A 15,588-nucleotide genomic window follows, 5' to 3' on the forward strand; every position below is an offset into this window, starting at 1 on the left:
TAATGAGAAAAAAGAAAATATTGACGATTGTAGGTACAAGACCAGAAATAATAAGGTTATCATCTGTAATCAAAGCTTGTGATACGTATTTCAATCATATATTGGTTCATACAGGACAAAATTGGGATCCAACGTTAAACGATGTATTCTTTGAAGAACTAGGTTTAAGGAAACCAGACTATTTTTTAAATGTAGTAGGTAATCATCTTGGAGAAACAATGGGGAACATTATTAGTAAATCTTACGAACTTATGAGCGAAATACAACCAGAGGCATTATTGATTTTAGGAGATACAAATAGTTGTTTATGTGCTATTTCAGCAAAACGTTTGAAAATTCCTGTATTTCATATGGAAGCTGGAAACAGATGTTTTGATCAAAATGTACCTGAAGAAATTAATCGTAAAATTGTGGATCATGTAAGTGATATTAATCTTCCATATACAGAGCATAGTAGAAGGTATTTATTGAGTGAAGGTATTCGAAAGGAACATATCATAGTAACAGGGTCTCCAATGCATGAAGTGTTAAAGGAACATAAAGAGAAAGTAGGGGCTAGTAATGTTCTTACAGAATTAGATTTAAAACAAAATGAGTACATGTTAGTAAGTGCACATCGAGAAGAAAATATTGATCATGAAGATAATTTTTACCGTTTAATGGAGTCATTAAACGCAGTAGCTGAAACATATCATATGCCAATTGTCTATTCTACACATCCAAGAAGTCTAAAACGAATTAAAGAAAGGGGATTTAAATTTCACCCTTTAGTAAGAGTTTTAAAGCCTTTTGGTTTCTTTGCATACAATCATCTTCAACAAAATGCATTTTGCGTATTGTCTGATAGTGGAACTTTAAGCGAAGAGTCTGCAATGTTAAATTTTCCGGCAGTACTAATTCGAACAAGTACTGAAAGGCCGGAAGTATTAGATAAAGGTTCAGTTGTAATTGGAGGTATAACGAAAGATGAAGTACTTCAATCAATTGAACTAGCAAAAGCTATGGCGAATAATGGAGATACGTTCAATCTTCCAGTGGATTATGTAGATACGAATGTTTCTATTAAAGTTGTAAAAATTATTGAAAGTTATACGAAAATTATAAATAAAGTAATTTGGAATAAATACAAGTAAGGGGCTTCGTTTTTCTGAGAAGCCTCTTACTTATATAAAAAATAATTTAAGGTGAGAACAATGAATATTTTATTTTTAATGATTGCTTTTCCAGACGTGGAACGAACAGAGAATTTATATACTGAATTGGCACATGAGTTTAAAGAACATAATCATAATGTTTATGTAGCAACGATTTTAGGAGATTCGGGTCGTACTGAAACCGTTATGCGAAATGAAAGAGGAGTACATGTATTACGTATAAATGCTGGAAAACTATTCAATGTAAACTATATCGTTAAAGGAATAAATACCGTGTTGCTCCCTTACAGATTTAATCAAGCAATAAAGAAATATTTTAAAGATGTGAAATTTGATTTAGTTATATCACCTACACCACCTATTACATTTTTGAATACGATTAAAAAATTGAAAACGGAACACAGTTGTAAATCCTATTTAATTCTTAGAGATATTTTCCCGCAAAATGCTAAAGATTTAGGTTTAATTACTAATAAACTACTTTTTTCTTATTTTCAGAAACAAGAGAAAAAGCTATATGCACTTTCAGATTCTATAGGTTGTATGTCACAGGGAAATATTGATTATATTGTGAAACACAACAAAGAGATACAACCAGAGAAATTAGAATTATTGCCGAACTGGCGAAAAGTAAGAGATTTTTCTTTACTGACTAAAACGAATTACAGAACACAATACGGATTCAATGATGATCAAATCGTTTTAATCTTTGGGGGGAATATCGGATTACCTCAAGAACTAGAATTTTTAATGCAGTTAGCAGAATATTATAAACATCGCAAAGATATTACTTTCTTAATTATTGGATCTGGTAATAGGCGGGAACATATTAAGAAAACGATTGTTGAAAAAGAATTAACGAACGTGATATTAAGAAATTCTGTTCCTAGTCAAGAATATGATGGTTTAGTTAGAGAATGTGATATAGGTTTAATAAATTTGAATCGTAATTTCACAATTCCTAACATCCCTTCAAAAACATTAGCTTATTTTGAGGCCGAAGTACCTATTCTTGCTTCGATTGATTCCAATACAGACTATGGAAAAATACTTGATGAAGCACAAGCTGGAATGTGGAGCATTACAGGTGATTTAGAAAGCTATAAAGATAATTTTGAAAAATTGATATGTGATAAAGAGTTAAGAAAAAGTATGGGGAAAAACGGTCGTTCATATCTTATACAAAATTTAGGTGTTGATAAAGCATATAAAACAATTATTAAACATATAGAAAAACAGATTAGAGGATGAGAACTATGTTGAAAAGAATGTTGGATTTTACAATCGGAGCTATAGGGGTTCTAATATTAGTAATTCCTATGGGAATCATTGCAGCATTGGTTCGAATAAAACTTGGTTCGCCAGTCATCTTTAAACAACAACGTCCCGGCTTGCATGGAAAGCCATTCTATCTTTATAAATTTCGGACGATGACAGATGAGAAAGATGAACAAGGGAATTTACATTCAGATTATTTGAGGTTAACATCATTCGGTAAATTTCTTCGAAAACTAAGTTTAGATGAGCTACCTCAACTTATCAATGTTATGAAAGGGGACATTAGTTTGATAGGGCCACGCCCATTATTAATGGAATATCTTTCTTTATATACCCCTGAACAGAATAGAAGGCATGATATTAGGCCTGGCATTACAGGCTGGGCTCAAGTAAATGGTCGAAATGCTATTTCATGGGAGGAGAAATTTGAGTTAGATGTTTGGTATGTTGATCATCAATCTTTTTGGTTAGATATGAAAATTATATTTTTCACAATTATAAAAGTATTTAAATCAGAAGGAATTAGTCAGAAAGGACATGTGACAATTGAAAGATTTACAGGGGAAAATTCAAATAAAGAAGTGATGAAATGAAACGAATAGCTTTAATTGGTCAAGGTGGTCATGCAAAAGTAATTAAAGATATGATTTATGCAAATAGCCATTTTAAAATTATAGCATTTTTTGATGATAAGTATCAAAGCTTAGATAAGCATGAAGAAATATACTATGGACCAATCTCCTCCATTCCAATATTAATGAAAGAGGTTGAGTTTAAGCTTGTTATTGCAATTGGAAATAATGTTGTGCGAAAAAAAATTGTTGAACAGTTACACTTCAATGATGATTGTTATGAAAGTGTAATTCACCATACTGCGGTAATTAGTGAATCAGCTACTATTGGAAGAGGTACAGTTATCATGCCTAATGTCACTATTAATGCCGACACAATTATTGGTCGGCATGCTATCGTTAATACAGCATCTGTTGTAGAACATGATAATTGTATTGGTGATTTTGTGCACATAGGGCCAAATGCTACATTAACTGGAACAGTTACAATTGATGACGGTACACAAATAGGTGCGGGAGTAACAATTATTCCAAATCTTATAATTGGAAATTGGAGTATGATAGGTGCGGGGGCAACAGTGATTCATAATATACCATCTCGCTGTACAGCTGTAGGTTTGCCAGCAAAAATAATAAAATGAATTATTTTCTAAAAAAGGAGTGGAACGTAAGCATGCAAAAGCAGAGAATTTTTTTATCGTCTCCACATATGAGTGGGAATGAACAAATATACATTAATGAAGCTTTTGATACAAACTGGATTGCTCCTCTTGGCCCTAATATAGATCATTTTGAAAAGGAAATGTCCGATTATATAGGATCAAAAGGCGCTGTTGCAGTTTCTTCCGGAACAGCAGCAATTCATTTAGCTTTAGAATTATTAGAAGTGAAATCAGGTGATTGTGTATTTTGTTCTTCTTTAACATTTATTGCAAGTGCAAATCCTATTATGTATCAAGGAGCGGAGCCGATTTTTATTGATTCTGAGGTTGAGACATGGAATATGTCCCCGATTGCGCTTGAAAAAGCCTTTAAAGATGCGAAGGTAACAGGAAGGATGCCTAAAGCTGTTATTGTTGTTAATTTATTTGGACAAAGTGCAAAAATGGATGAGATTTTAACAATCTGTAATTATTACAATGTACCAATTATTGAAGATGCTGCTGAATCTTTAGGTGCTACATATAAAGGGAAACAGACTGGGACTTTGGGGAAGCTTGGTGTGTATTCATTTAATGGAAATAAAATCATTACAACATCAGGTGGTGGGATGCTTGTTTCAGATGATATTGAATTATTGAAAAAAGCAAAATTTCTAGCAACACAAGCACGTGATCCAGCTATACATTATCAACATAGTAAAGTAGGTTACAATTACCGAATGAGCAACATTATCGCTGGAATTGGTCGTGCGCAATTGCAAGTATTAGATGTACGAGTAAAGATGCGCAGGGAAATTTTCAAGCACTATACTGAAGCATTAAAACACCTAGATGGTATTACATTTATGCCAGAATTAGAAGGTACACGGTCCAATCGTTGGTTAACTGCATTATTAATAGATGAACGAAAACTTAATATAAACCCAGTGAATATCGTGCAAGAATTAGAAAAAGAGAATATTGAAGCACGTCCACTCTGGAAACCACTTCATATACAGCCGGTATTTAAGGGAACCAAATATTATTCGCATGGGAAAAAGGAAAGCATATCGGAATTTTTATATCATAGTGGCATATGTCTGCCTTCTGGTTCAAACATGACTATGGAAGAACAAAATGAAGTAATAAAGTATCTAAAAGAAAATTTAATCGGGGAAATTAGAGCTTAGTGTACATCCTAAGCTCTAATTTTATTTAACCGTAAATAATTTAGAGTAAGTTGGTTTAAAAGATTAGGAGGTTAGTTCATGAAAATCGCTATTTTTGGTACAGGATATGTAGGGTTAGTTACCGGTGTATGCTTATCTGATATTGGCCATAAGATAACTTGTATTGATATCGATAAAAAAAAAGTAGAAAAAATGAAGGATGGCATTTCGCCTATTTATGAACCGGGATTAGATAAATTAATGCAAAAAAACATTAAAGCAGGGAGATTGTCTTTTACAACTAAATACAGTGAAGTTCTAAAAAATGTAGATTTGATTTATATTGCAGTAGGTACCCCGCAAAAAGACGATGGCTCAGCAAATTTGCAATATATCGAACAAGTGGCCTTGGAGATAGCTGGAAGTATAGAAAAAGATATGATTATTGTGACAAAAAGTACGGTGCCAGTAGGAACGAATGATTATTTAAAAGACTTAATTCTCACGCACTTAAAATTTGATGTAAAAATTAATATGGTTTCAAATCCGGAATTTTTACGGGAAGGATCAGCGATTCAGGATAGTTTTCATGGAGATCGTATTGTAATAGGAGCAGATAGTGAAGAAATCGCAAAGATAGTTCAAGAAGTGAACAAACCATTTAGGACTCCAATATTTCAAACAACTATTAGAAGTGCAGAATTAATCAAATATGCGTCCAACGCTTTTTTAGCAACAAAAATCAGTTTCATTAATGAAATTTCAAATATCTGTGAAAAAGTCAACGCTAATGTTGAGGATGTTGCGTATGGGATGGGGTTAGATAAACGAATTGGTACACATTTTTTAAAAGCAGGAATTGGATATGGAGGATCTTGTTTTCCAAAAGATACACATGCATTGATACAAATTGCAGGTAATGTAGACTATGAATTTGAATTGCTAAAATCAGTTATTCGTGTAAATAATAAACAAAGATCCTTATTAGTACAGAAGGCTAAAAAAAAATTAGGAAACTTAGCGGGTAAACAAGTGGCGATATTAGGACTGGCGTTTAAACCGAATACGGATGATATACGTGAGGCTGCTTCTATAGGAATAGCACGAGAATTAGTAGCAATGGGGGCTGTAGTTAAAGCTTATGATCCAGTTGCGATGAATAATGCAGCCAAATTTTTTCCATCTGAGGTAGAATACACGAGAAGTATAGATGAGGCTATACAAGATGCTGATGTAACGTTCATACTTACTGAATGGGATGAAATTAAGAATTATCCTTTGAGTAAGTATGTAAAATTGATGGAGCAAGCTAATATTTTTGATGGGCGTAATTGTTATGATTTAAATGAGGTTAAAAAATTCGAATTATATTATTCTTCAATTGGTAGGTTGGAGGTGACAAATAAAAAGATAATGGTTTAATTATTTATCTCCTAAAACTAAACTATTACACAAATAATAAAGATATTCTTTAGTTTAGGGAGGTGATTAGAGTGAAATAAATGGATAAGTTTGGTTGGTTAAATTAAACTGAAAAGGAGAAAAGTGTATGAATTTTAAAAGAATGATGAAAAGGGGCTCTCTAGTTGCTATCATGGGAATTGGGTTAACGATGTTTTCTTTACCATTAGCGTATGCGGATACTAGTACAGATGCTGCTCAAAAAATGGTAAGTGCATTAAACACTTTACAACTTGATCAAGTAGATTATTTGTATGCCTACTTACAATCAATTAATTTAACGGAACAAGAACAAAATCAAATTAATGCAAATGTGACAAAAATGAATGAGATTTTACAAGAAGCGAAAAAATTGACTAGTTTAACATCAGCCCAAAAAGTAGAAGCCCTTCGTTTGTTTCTTGATAGTGTAAAATTAGCACATTTACAAGTGGATATTGTGGATAAAAAAGAAAAACCATTAGATCTTCTTGATTACAATTTGAATGACGATGTTTTAATTCAATTAAAAGATTTAGAGGGTAAGTTGCTAGCAACAATTAACCCCACGCAGGAAATGATTACACCAGCAAATTTTAAAAATATGGTAAACTCTCTTAATGTGGCAATGGATGCGAAACGAGAACTGAATAAAACTGGAAAGTTTGTTCCAATGGCAAGTGCACAAATGCCAAATACAGCATCAAATGAGCAAACCTATTTGCTAATCGGTAGTTTGGTGTTTTTTTTAGGTGCTGCAACATTAATTCCAGCAGTTCGTATTGTTTGTAAATCCGAACAATTGAATAAAGGTTAATTACATGAAAAACAAGGTTCGTAAATGGAGATGGGTGATTATTGGAATCCCCATCTTTTTTATTTTATCTGGATTTGGAATTATCAGCTTTTTCGGATGGGAATTAACTAAACAAACAGTATTATTAGCTCAAACAGCTCTTACACCGTATAAACCAAAAGAACCTGAGCAAACCTTCAAACAAATTTGGTCTGAGTTACCGGCTCCAGGATCCAAGATTGGTGATTTAAACTTTACAACTCTCAATTATACAGTTCCTGTTGTGCAAGGTACGCATGAGAAAGAGTTGAAACTAGGAGTGGGCCATTTCGCAGGTAGTTCATTACCAGGTCAAGATGGAAACGTGGTATTGAGTGGGCATCGTAATACAAGTTTTCGAAAACTTGAAGATTTAAACAAGGGCGATTCAATTGACTTCTTAACTCCGTACGGTAGTTTTGTTTATGAAATAATAGATTTTAAAATTACTGATGCTAAAGATGAAACAATTATTGTGCCCACTGATTATGAAACATTAACATTAACAACTTGTTATCCTTTTGATTATATCGGTGATGCTCCAGCAAGATTTGTTGTATTGACGAAACTTTTATCTAAACCAGATTTGAAAAATTATCAAAATAAAAAAGTATAATGGTATTGAAGCATTATTAAATAAAGTCCAATTGCTTTTTAAAGCAATTGGACTTTATTTGTTATGAGAAATATAAATAAATGAGGTAGATACATGAATAAAAAAGTATGTATTGGAAGCTTAATTTGTCTCCTGTTTGCTGTAACATTTGTATATGGGCAATTGCATTGGCGTGAGAAGATTATAAAGGCGACAAATGAAATAGTACAACAAGACTATGAAATGATAGAACAGGAGGAACAAATAAATATATCACCAAATTATGAAATGTATGCGAAAAACCTTCCAAATGTTGTGAAAGAAAAGATAAATAGAGCTGTTTCTAGCAAAAAACTTGTTCATCTTGTTATTGTTGGTGATCAAGCATCTTCAAGCAGTCAAGACGCTTGGCCAATAAAGGTAACTGAGCAAATCAAAAAAACATATGGTAATGGTGTTTGGAACATTACACTAAGGGAATGGAAGGATGAGAGCACAACTGATTTACTTTCCAATAAGCGTTTTGAAGAGTTAATCGCTTTAAAAGCAGATGTCATTTTATTTCAGCCACCATTCTTAACAGACAATAGTAGAGAAGGGAATAAAGAGTCTCTGGCGAATTTAGATCGGTTTTTGAAACTAGTAACAGGAAGCTTAAAAGATACAACGGTCATAATACAACCACCAAACCCTATTTATAATGCTACCCACTATCCAAAAGCAATTTCAGAATTACAATTGTATGCAGAGCAACATCAGTACATATATTGGAATCACTGGCAGGCTTGGCCAGACCCACATTCAGAGGCTATATTACCTTATTTACAAAATGAACATGGCTTTCCTAGTAGAAAAGGGAATGAGCTTTGGGCACAATATATTACTCAATATTTTGTTGGAAAATGAATATTGTAGCCTCACAACATATGTCCATCAACTTAAATTTTTTTACTATCCTCAGGTATAAAAAGGGTTGGTCCTATTGCAAAATAAAAAAACTAAGCTCGTTTATACATGATGAGTATCGTTTAAGAAAGTTTGAATAAGGGCTGTAATTCTTTGCATGTCGAAAAAGAGAAGTCTAAAATGACTTCTCTTTTGTTTGTATATAGCATGAATTATTTCAATTTCTTTCAATGTACAGAGGCATAGCGAAAATTTTGGTTCTGGTACAAAAAATTGAAACGATTTGAAAGTATTCTTTTAAACTAGACTATACTGGTACTACTACTTAAAAAGGTGTGTGACCAGTATGGAACAAGAAAATATATTCAAATGGAAGCATTACCGGCCAGATATTATTTTGCTAACAGTACGTTGGTACCTGCGGTGTAAATGTCAAGATGCTCATGTACATTTTCACTTGTTTAAGCATTTGACACTCCCACGGCTAAAGCCGCAAGTCCTACACCTTATGGTGTAACGGATGGGATTCTTGAATGACTAAACGTTCGCAGTCCATTTCTGTTTTGAACAGCCTTCAAGATGAGGGTGTGCCATCACCCCTCCTAAGACAGACCATATAGGTTCTTAGGCTGATTGACTATTACCGCCAACCACAGTTACGTAGCGAATGTTCATCGCTCCAACGATATCGCGATGTTTCTCAAATCCACATTGACACTTATATTTTCTATCCTGTGCCTTGTTCTTTTCAGTACACTTTGGACATGTTTGACTTGTATAAGAAGGGTTCACATATTCAACCTTTATACCAGCTAACTTTGCTTTGTACTCGACGAAGTGTGCGAGACGATAGAATGACCAAGTGTGTAGATTTTTTTCGTTTTTACGGCTTGTTCGTGCCGTCTGTCTCATGTTCGTTAGTTGTTCCAATCGAATGACAGAGATAGTATTATCCGTTGCAAAATCAACGATTTCACGACTCACTTTGTGGTCTTGGTCTTGCATCCACCTTTGTTCCTTATCCTCAAGTTGCCGAAGGGCATTTAGTTTTTTAGCTTCTCCTAGCTTCCTACGAACACTTCGAAACTTACGTTTCATATATTTGTTTTTCCTACCATTTCCAAAGAAACGAACTTTGTCATCATCTGTGATGGCTACCGCAGGAACTTTGAGACCTAAGTCTACTCCTAGAATTTTCGTTCCTGTTTTTTCTATTGTAGGGACCGTGACAGATATCTGAGCGATCCATTTACCAGATTTCTTTGTGATACGGAGTGTACCTAACTTGTGTTTCAACAAGTCGAAGTTACGATTATGTTTGTCGGTTAATAAGGCGCGAACCTTTAAACGAGTTGACTTTCCATTTACCATAAACGGGATTGAAATGTGCGTGAAGTCGAATGAATAGTTTTGGTTATTCCAAACACAAACAGGTCTTTTTAGAATCGGAACGATTTGGCATTTACTCTTTTTCACTTTTGTAGAAAATACACTTTTTGCATCTTTAATTGCTTGATTTTTCACCGCACTTGGAAGGTTGGCTTCAATATCCTTTGTACTTTTCTTTGTGCTTTTCTTTGCCTCGACCATTTCAGATACAAGTGTATGAATGAGTTTAATGTACTCGTGACTACTTTGTTCCAATAACCTGATTTGTTCTTTTGTCGGAAGCAATTTAACTTTGACCGTCATGGTTTGTGTCACAAGTTTCACCCCCTTGTTTTTTGACTTTCTACATAATGTTTTATTGTCTTACTTGATACATTCCCAGCAGTAGAAACAAAATAGGAACGAGTCCACAGGCTTGGCAAATGCGCGAGATGAGGAAACTCTTCTCTTAAACGCTTTGATGTCACTCCTTTGATTTTTGCCATTGTATCAGCAGGACTGAGTGTTGGAAGGGTATTCAAGAACAAGTGAACGTGGTCTTTGTCACATTCCATCGCGACAATAACAACATCCAGTTCGATACATACCTCTTGAACCAACTCTTTGAAACGTTCTTCTACTTTTGTGTTAAGAAAAATCTTTCTTCTGTATCGTGGGCAAAACACAAAATGGTAGTTTAGTAATGATACGGTTGTTTTGGCTCTTCTCTAATCATTCATCATGTTCATAGTGTATCAGTTTTGATATTTAACTACAACGAGAACAGTGGAAAAATAAATGATACCAACATTTTGGATACTTAAAGTACCACAAACCTTGCGGTTTTTTTGTTGCACTCCGTATCCAACCTCACTTTCATCCCATGCCTAAAGGCGATGGGCTTTCCCGTTCGGGAAGGGCTGTAATCAAATATAATCTGTATCTTTGATGTATAGGATGATATACAAATCCAGCAAGTATTGATAATTGCACTTGAAATCATTTTTCTTTACGTCTTAAGAGCGTCCCCTAATAACTCAAAAAATTTACTATCATCATCGTTATACATATATTTCTAAATAATAATTGTATTGCCAAAGAGTTACATTCGCTCGTTTATCGAAAGAGAAACGAGCAGTGGTAGGTTATGTACTTATAAAAAAATAAACCATACTTTTTAGCATGGTTTATTTTAGAAGTCTCTATCACTTTAAAATGCTGATTCAGGTGTTTCTATATGTACCCAGACATAGAACTTGTCGATAATAGAAGAATCTCCTTCCCATGAGCGCCATTTTTTTAATTGCAACTTCGTGACACCAGGTTCGATAGCTTTAAACTGAAATTTGTGAACTCCAGGTTTCCCTACTGTCCCGTCTCCCGTATTATTGGGTTGAAAATGTTCACCTACTAAAGGAATTTGGTGATTTATATTTGTTGTTGTCCAGTGATAGCCGGTCGTTGGATTTTCAGCAAGGGAAAGAGATAGGAACTGTCCTATAGGTATGTGAATATGTTCCCCGTAGTTTTCTTGTGTAATGATAGTAGGACGTTTCCATTCTTTTTTGTACGGTAAACTTGTCTCTGCTTTTACTGTATTGGGAATAGTGCCCCCCAATCCTAATGCCAAAGTAATTCCGAGTACGCCACAAATCACCTTTTTATATGTACACATCATATATCTCCTGTCTATTTTTGTTTGATACGAAATACATTTATGCTCCTAGTTTAGGTAAATAAAATTGAATGTTAGATCCGGTAGTGTTGCTTTGTAACCACCCTTTATAAGCCCATGCCCAAGGTTTCGTTTCCTCCTGATTATATGTATTGAAGGTTCCATTTTCAAATACATACACATTGTAATTGGCTCCGTTATAATGTAACTTAGCATGGAATTTTATTCCTTGGAAATGATGTTGGAATTTAGAATCTGATGTAAATACCATCACATTGTAACGGTTCTTTGCAAAAATAAATGTCTGATCTGTCATTTCTCTAGTTATATTTTGAAATGTAGTATGTTGTAATAAACCATTCATTTTTTCAGCTATCCCTAACGTGTCTACTGATACTGTTAGATTCCATTTCATCATCGTGGATTGTGTTTGACCGGATCCTGATGAATGGGAGCTCCATTCATTTGCGAGAGGTTGCATGTAGCTCTGCTTGTCTTTTATGGATGCTGCATTTGCATGGAGTGGTATCATCCATAAGCTACTCCCCCCGATTGCACCTGCTACTAAAAGACTCGTTATATTTTTGAATACTTTCATGAAAAACATCCCCCTTATTTTTGATAATGAAAGAACAAGTTTAGTATATAAGAAAAAAGTGGCGATTTATAGAATGAGTAGGTTGAGAAATATAGGTAGTCAACTATTTATCTTGTTAACTGTGTGGTACAGTCGGGCATAGTTAACAAGATTCATGCAGTGTTACGATAATGAGGCTATATTTCTTATTAATTTAACGAATTTCCCGAAAGAATTCTCCTTCCTCAAGCGTGTGAAGGGCGTAGCCAAAAGGTTTTCCTTTTTATTTTACCTCTAATATAATCAGTCTTATAAATGATAAAGGCTGGTATATAAATGAAATTAGAAAGTAATAATCATTCAGTATTCTTGTTGTATTATCACCTTGTGTTAGTCGTAAAATACAGAAGAAATGTGTTTGATGATATGTCAGACTATGCAAAAGATATGTTTGTTCGACTATCTGAAAACTATAACATCACAGTAGTTGAATGGAATCATGATGTAGACCATGTTCATATTTTGTTCAAGGCACACCCTAATACAGAAATGACAAAATTCATCAATGCTTATAAAAGTGCAAGTTCTCGACTTATTAAAAGAGACTTTCCACAAGTGAAAAAGAAACTTTGGAAAGAGATGTTTTGGTCAAGAAGTTTTTGCTTGCTAACTACTGGTGCTTCGCCAATAGACGTAGTAAAAACATATATTGAAAAGCAAAGTGAAAAGTGAGGTGAAATGATATGACAAAGCAGAATAAAGCATATAAATTCCGTTTGTATCCAACAGAAGACCAAGCACATCTTATGCGTAAAACCTTCGGTTGTGTACGTTTCGTGTATAACAGAATGTTAGCTGAACGGAAAAAAGCGTATGAAAAACATAAAGATGATAAGGATCAACTAAAGAAACAAAAGCTTCCCACTCCTGCGAAATACAAAGCAGAATTTGAGTGGTTAAAAGAAGTGGATTCATTAGCTTTGGCAAATGCTCAACTAAACTTGCAAACTGCCTATAAAAATTTCTTTCGTGGTCAAAATGACTTCCCGACATTCAAAAGCAAAAAAGAAAGAAAGTCTTATACAACGAATGTAGTGAACGGAAATATTATGTTGCTTAACGGTCATATCAAATTACCAAAACTGAAAATGGTACGTATCAAACAGCATAGAGAAATACCACAAGACCATATAATCAAGTCATGTACGATTTCTATGACACCTACTGATAAATACTATGTGTCCATTTTGACTGAATACGAAAAAGAGATCGTACAAAAAGAAGTAGAAACAGTTGTTGGATTAGACTTTGCGATGGATCAATTATACGTCAGTTCTGAGGATGAGAGAGCCAATTATCCTAAGTTCTATCGTGAAATGTTAGACCGATTAGCAAATGCTCAACGAGTATTATCAAGACGTACAAAAGGTTCAGAGCGTTGGAATAAACAACGTATCCGTGTAGCTAAGCTACATGAAAAAGTAGCAAACCAACGTAAGAACTTCCTTCATCATAAGTCTAAAGAGTTGGCTACTCATTTTGATGTTGTCGCTATTGAAGATCTAAATATGAAGGGAATATCGCAAGCACTTCATTTTGGAAAAAGCGTCGCTGATAATGCTTGGGGTATGTTCACTTCTTTCTTAGCTTATAAACTAAATGAACAAGGCAAACAGCTTGTGAAAATAGACAAATGGTTTCCTTCCACAAAAACATGTAGCAGTTGTGGAAATATGAAAAACATGTCATTGTCTGAGCGAGCCTATTCTTGTATATGCGGTGTAAATCTCGATAGAGATTATAACGCAGCTACCAATATCAAAAATGAAGCAATACGCCTATTGGCGTTAGCATAGATAGTAATAAAATAACCCTTGGAACAAGGGCGTTAGCTCGGCTGTCTTAGGACGAATTCGTTAGTTACCAAAAGTAACGACTAACCGAGAAGCCCCCACTTCAAACTGTCCGTTAGGACATTAAGTGGCGGGTAGTTCACTAGCCTTTGTATTTCTTGCGTATATGTAAAATTCATATAATGAATCCTAGTATATCTAACTAATTGTTTGGAATATAAAGGAACTACTCTGAAAGGCTCCTGCTTTACTTTGTGCGTTTAAAAAACTAAAACATAATGGCTTTTATCTGCATACGAAACATTGTACTGTTAAGCATTTCAATAATCTCATCGAACAAGACCATAGACATATCAAACGACGTTTTGTTAAATTCGCAGGATTTCAAAATCTTCGCCATGCTTCACGTACCTTGAAAGGAATCGAAACGGTTCATGCCATATACAAACAAAAGAGAAGTCACATTCCAGACTTCTCTTTTTCAACGTACAAGGAATTACAGCAGTTATTCAGAACTGCTTAAACTACAACCGTATTTTGTAAGCAGGTTGATGTTTTTTCAAACTTTGCAACAGAACCTTCTAGTTGATAAAATTGAGCGGTTCAGTCTGAGACTAGAAGAATTATCTCATAGTGAAAGATACGAAGCACCAGTGGAAAAGTTAAGATGCTTAAAAGGGATAGACACAACCGCAGCAATGACAGTTCATGTGGAGATTGCAGACTTCACTCGGTTCCCGACGACTAAAGCATGTATGGCTTATGTAGGATTGACGCCAAGCGAAAGCTCAAGTGGAGAGAAAATCAGTTGAAGTTCGATTACAAAGCAAGGCAATTCGACAGTTAGGTCTACTCTTGTAGAATGTGCAAATGCGTTGGTAAAGGGAACAATCGGATTACAATCGAAACGAGTGAAAGCCAGACAAAAAGGGCAACAAAGCGAAGTAATTCCCTACGCGGATCGGGCAGTAGAACGGTTACAAAGAAAATATCATCGCATGATATATCAAGGGAAACCTCGAAATGTGGCCATTACAGCGATTGCAAGAGAACTTGGGTGTTTTATCTGGGGATTAGAAACAGGTAACATTCACTGAAAATAAAAGAAGAAGGGATATGAAGTTGATGGATTCATAGTTAGAGACCAAAGTATCAATTGATGGCATAGATGAGCTTCAGAGATAGTGAATTACAGGTCTGGCTATCTATGACAACCTCTCTGCTGGCGCGGCTGAAATTCTGATAAACAAGCTATTTATTAGAATTTGAAAAGATGTGATCCACGTATTGAGATTATAAGAGCCTAACGACGGACCATTAACCTGAGGTAACCAATCCACGAATAACAGAGTGGTTAACTGTCGATAAATCTTATTTCTGAAGTTTATGTATGCCATCAAGAAAAAATATTATGGGTAAAAAACTATTGACAAAGGTCACTTCATAACAGAGGTGTTTCAGATGAAAAAACAGTATGATGAAACGTTTAAAAAACAATGTGTTGAATTGGTAATCAAAGAAGGGC

16 protein-coding genes and 3 pseudogenes are annotated in these 15,588 nt (G+C 34.5%); 15 read left to right on the forward strand and 4 right to left on the reverse strand.

From position 1 onward, the window contains the following. The first annotated feature begins 2 nt into the window (after positions 1–2). The 10 genes and pseudogenes from wecB to ACQRBL_RS28380 form a co-directional block, all read left to right on the forward strand. Entirely contained in the window at positions 3–1,133 is a 1,131-nt protein-coding gene (gene wecB, locus ACQRBL_RS28335) for a non-hydrolyzing UDP-N-acetylglucosamine 2-epimerase (RefSeq protein WP_001227670.1), read from the forward strand. A gap of 60 nt (positions 1,134–1,193) precedes the next feature. Continuing rightward, entirely contained in the window at positions 1,194–2,405 is a 1,212-nt protein-coding gene (locus ACQRBL_RS28340) for a glycosyltransferase family 4 protein (RefSeq protein WP_001023051.1), read from the forward strand. Positions 2,406–2,413: 8 nt separating this feature from the next. Then, positions 2,414–3,025 carry a sugar transferase gene (locus ACQRBL_RS28345; RefSeq protein ID WP_033691367.1) on the forward strand — a complete coding sequence of 204 codons (612 nt, stop codon included), beginning with the start codon at positions 2,414–2,416 and terminating at the stop codon, positions 3,023–3,025. Next, entirely contained in the window at positions 3,022–3,645 is a 624-nt protein-coding gene (locus ACQRBL_RS28350) for an acetyltransferase (protein ID WP_000820821.1), read from the forward strand. Before ACQRBL_RS28345 ends, ACQRBL_RS28350 begins: the two co-directional genes overlap by 4 nt. A gap of 32 nt (positions 3,646–3,677) precedes the next feature. Then, positions 3,678–4,835, forward strand: a complete 1,158-nt coding sequence (locus ACQRBL_RS28355; protein WP_001171822.1) for a DegT/DnrJ/EryC1/StrS family aminotransferase — start codon at positions 3,678–3,680, stop codon at positions 4,833–4,835. Positions 4,836–4,913: 78 nt separating this feature from the next. Further along, entirely contained in the window at positions 4,914–6,236 is a 1,323-nt protein-coding gene (locus ACQRBL_RS28360; protein ID WP_000684117.1) for a UDP-glucose dehydrogenase family protein, read from the forward strand. A gap of 127 nt (positions 6,237–6,363) precedes the next feature. Continuing rightward, positions 6,364–7,071: a hypothetical protein gene (locus ACQRBL_RS28365; RefSeq protein WP_001009788.1), complete on the forward strand. Its 708-nt coding sequence runs from the start codon at positions 6,364–6,366 to the stop codon at positions 7,069–7,071. Positions 7,072–7,075: 4 nt separating this feature from the next. Further along, positions 7,076–7,705 (forward strand): class D sortase, encoded by a 630-nt coding sequence (locus tag ACQRBL_RS28370; RefSeq protein ID WP_002180773.1) that lies wholly within the window; start codon positions 7,076–7,078, stop codon positions 7,703–7,705. A gap of 93 nt (positions 7,706–7,798) precedes the next feature. Then, a complete protein-coding gene (locus ACQRBL_RS28375; RefSeq protein WP_001036869.1) occupies positions 7,799–8,590 on the forward strand; it encodes an SGNH/GDSL hydrolase family protein in 792 nt (263 codons plus the stop codon). A gap of 346 nt (positions 8,591–8,936) precedes the next feature. Further along, positions 8,937–9,014, forward strand: a pseudogene (locus ACQRBL_RS28380) (IS6 family transposase); the annotation flags it as partial. Between the two features lie 200 nt (positions 9,015–9,214). On the opposite strand, the gene ACQRBL_RS28385 reads toward ACQRBL_RS28380, so the two are convergent. The 4 genes and pseudogenes from ACQRBL_RS28385 to ACQRBL_RS28400 all read right to left on the reverse strand — a co-directional run bounded on the left by ACQRBL_RS28385 (position 9,215) and on the right by ACQRBL_RS28400 (position 12,231). Beyond that, a complete protein-coding gene (locus ACQRBL_RS28385; protein ID WP_411996431.1) occupies positions 9,215–10,294 on the reverse strand; it encodes an RNA-guided endonuclease InsQ/TnpB family protein in 1,080 nt (359 codons plus the stop codon). Between the two features lie 5 nt (positions 10,295–10,299). Continuing rightward, a pseudogene (gene tnpA / locus ACQRBL_RS28390) lies at positions 10,300–10,701 on the reverse strand (IS200/IS605 family transposase). A gap of 467 nt (positions 10,702–11,168) precedes the next feature. Beyond that, positions 11,169–11,633: a protease inhibitor I42 family protein gene (locus ACQRBL_RS28395; protein WP_242068179.1), complete on the reverse strand. Its 465-nt coding sequence runs from the start codon at positions 11,631–11,633 to the stop codon at positions 11,169–11,171. Between the two features lie 40 nt (positions 11,634–11,673). Then, positions 11,674–12,231: a hypothetical protein gene (locus ACQRBL_RS28400; RefSeq protein WP_000862390.1), complete on the reverse strand. Its 558-nt coding sequence runs from the start codon at positions 12,229–12,231 to the stop codon at positions 11,674–11,676. A 315-nt stretch (positions 12,232–12,546) separates the two neighbouring features. Here ACQRBL_RS28400 and tnpA (ACQRBL_RS28405) point away from each other — a divergent pair, with 315 nt between their 5' ends. The 5 genes and pseudogenes from tnpA (ACQRBL_RS28405) (at position 12,547) to ACQRBL_RS28425 (ending at position 15,160) form a co-directional block, all read left to right on the forward strand. After that, entirely contained in the window at positions 12,547–12,942 is a 396-nt protein-coding gene (gene tnpA, locus ACQRBL_RS28405; protein ID WP_411996430.1) for an IS200/IS605 family transposase, read from the forward strand. Positions 12,943–12,953: 11 nt separating this feature from the next. Beyond that, complete coding sequence (locus ACQRBL_RS28410; protein WP_411996429.1) at positions 12,954–14,066, forward strand: RNA-guided endonuclease TnpB family protein; 1,113 nt, start codon at positions 12,954–12,956, stop codon at positions 14,064–14,066. Positions 14,067–14,298: 232 nt separating this feature from the next. After that, a pseudogene (locus ACQRBL_RS28415) lies at positions 14,299–14,586 on the forward strand (DDE-type integrase/transposase/recombinase); the annotation flags it as partial. 28 nt (positions 14,587–14,614) lie between these two features. After that, positions 14,615–14,875 (forward strand): transposase, encoded by a 261-nt coding sequence (locus tag ACQRBL_RS28420; RefSeq protein WP_427736083.1) that lies wholly within the window; start codon positions 14,615–14,617, stop codon positions 14,873–14,875. A gap of 63 nt (positions 14,876–14,938) precedes the next feature. Continuing rightward, positions 14,939–15,160: a hypothetical protein gene (locus ACQRBL_RS28425; RefSeq protein ID WP_411996427.1), complete on the forward strand. Its 222-nt coding sequence runs from the start codon at positions 14,939–14,941 to the stop codon at positions 15,158–15,160. Positions 15,161–15,588: the final 428 nt, after the last annotated feature.

Origin of the sequence: Bacillus sp. AF62 (assembly GCF_050312695.1) — a bacterium.
Taxonomy (GTDB): domain Bacteria; phylum Bacillota; class Bacilli; order Bacillales; family Bacillaceae_G; genus Bacillus_A; species Bacillus_A cereus.

What these genes read in the sequence shown, in the direction of transcription:
- wecB (WP_001227670.1), top strand. Translation starts at nt 3, where the DNA reads ATGAGAAAAAAGAAAATATTGACGATTGTAGGTACAAGACCAGAAATA.
- ACQRBL_RS28340 (WP_001023051.1), top strand. Translation starts at nt 1,194, where the DNA reads ATGAATATTTTATTTTTAATGATTGCTTTTCCAGACGTGGAACGAACA.
- ACQRBL_RS28350 (WP_000820821.1), top strand. Translation starts at nt 3,022, where the DNA reads ATGAAACGAATAGCTTTAATTGGTCAAGGTGGTCATGCAAAAGTAATT.
- ACQRBL_RS28355 (WP_001171822.1), top strand. Translation starts at nt 3,678, where the DNA reads ATGCAAAAGCAGAGAATTTTTTTATCGTCTCCACATATGAGTGGGAAT.
- ACQRBL_RS28360 (WP_000684117.1), top strand. Translation starts at nt 4,914, where the DNA reads ATGAAAATCGCTATTTTTGGTACAGGATATGTAGGGTTAGTTACCGGT.
- ACQRBL_RS28365 (WP_001009788.1), top strand. Translation starts at nt 6,364, where the DNA reads ATGAATTTTAAAAGAATGATGAAAAGGGGCTCTCTAGTTGCTATCATG.
- ACQRBL_RS28370 (WP_002180773.1), top strand. Translation starts at nt 7,076, where the DNA reads ATGAAAAACAAGGTTCGTAAATGGAGATGGGTGATTATTGGAATCCCC.
- ACQRBL_RS28375 (WP_001036869.1), top strand. Translation starts at nt 7,799, where the DNA reads ATGAATAAAAAAGTATGTATTGGAAGCTTAATTTGTCTCCTGTTTGCT.
- ACQRBL_RS28395 (WP_242068179.1), bottom strand. Translation starts at nt 11,633, where the DNA reads ATGTGTACATATAAAAAGGTGATTTGTGGCGTACTCGGAATTACTTTG.
- ACQRBL_RS28400 (WP_000862390.1), bottom strand. Translation starts at nt 12,231, where the DNA reads ATGAAAGTATTCAAAAATATAACGAGTCTTTTAGTAGCAGGTGCAATC.
- tnpA (WP_411996430.1), top strand. Translation starts at nt 12,547, where the DNA reads ATGAAATTAGAAAGTAATAATCATTCAGTATTCTTGTTGTATTATCAC.
- ACQRBL_RS28410 (WP_411996429.1), top strand. Translation starts at nt 12,954, where the DNA reads ATGACAAAGCAGAATAAAGCATATAAATTCCGTTTGTATCCAACAGAA.
- ACQRBL_RS28420 (WP_427736083.1), top strand. Translation starts at nt 14,615, where the DNA reads ATGTTTTTTCAAACTTTGCAACAGAACCTTCTAGTTGATAAAATTGAG.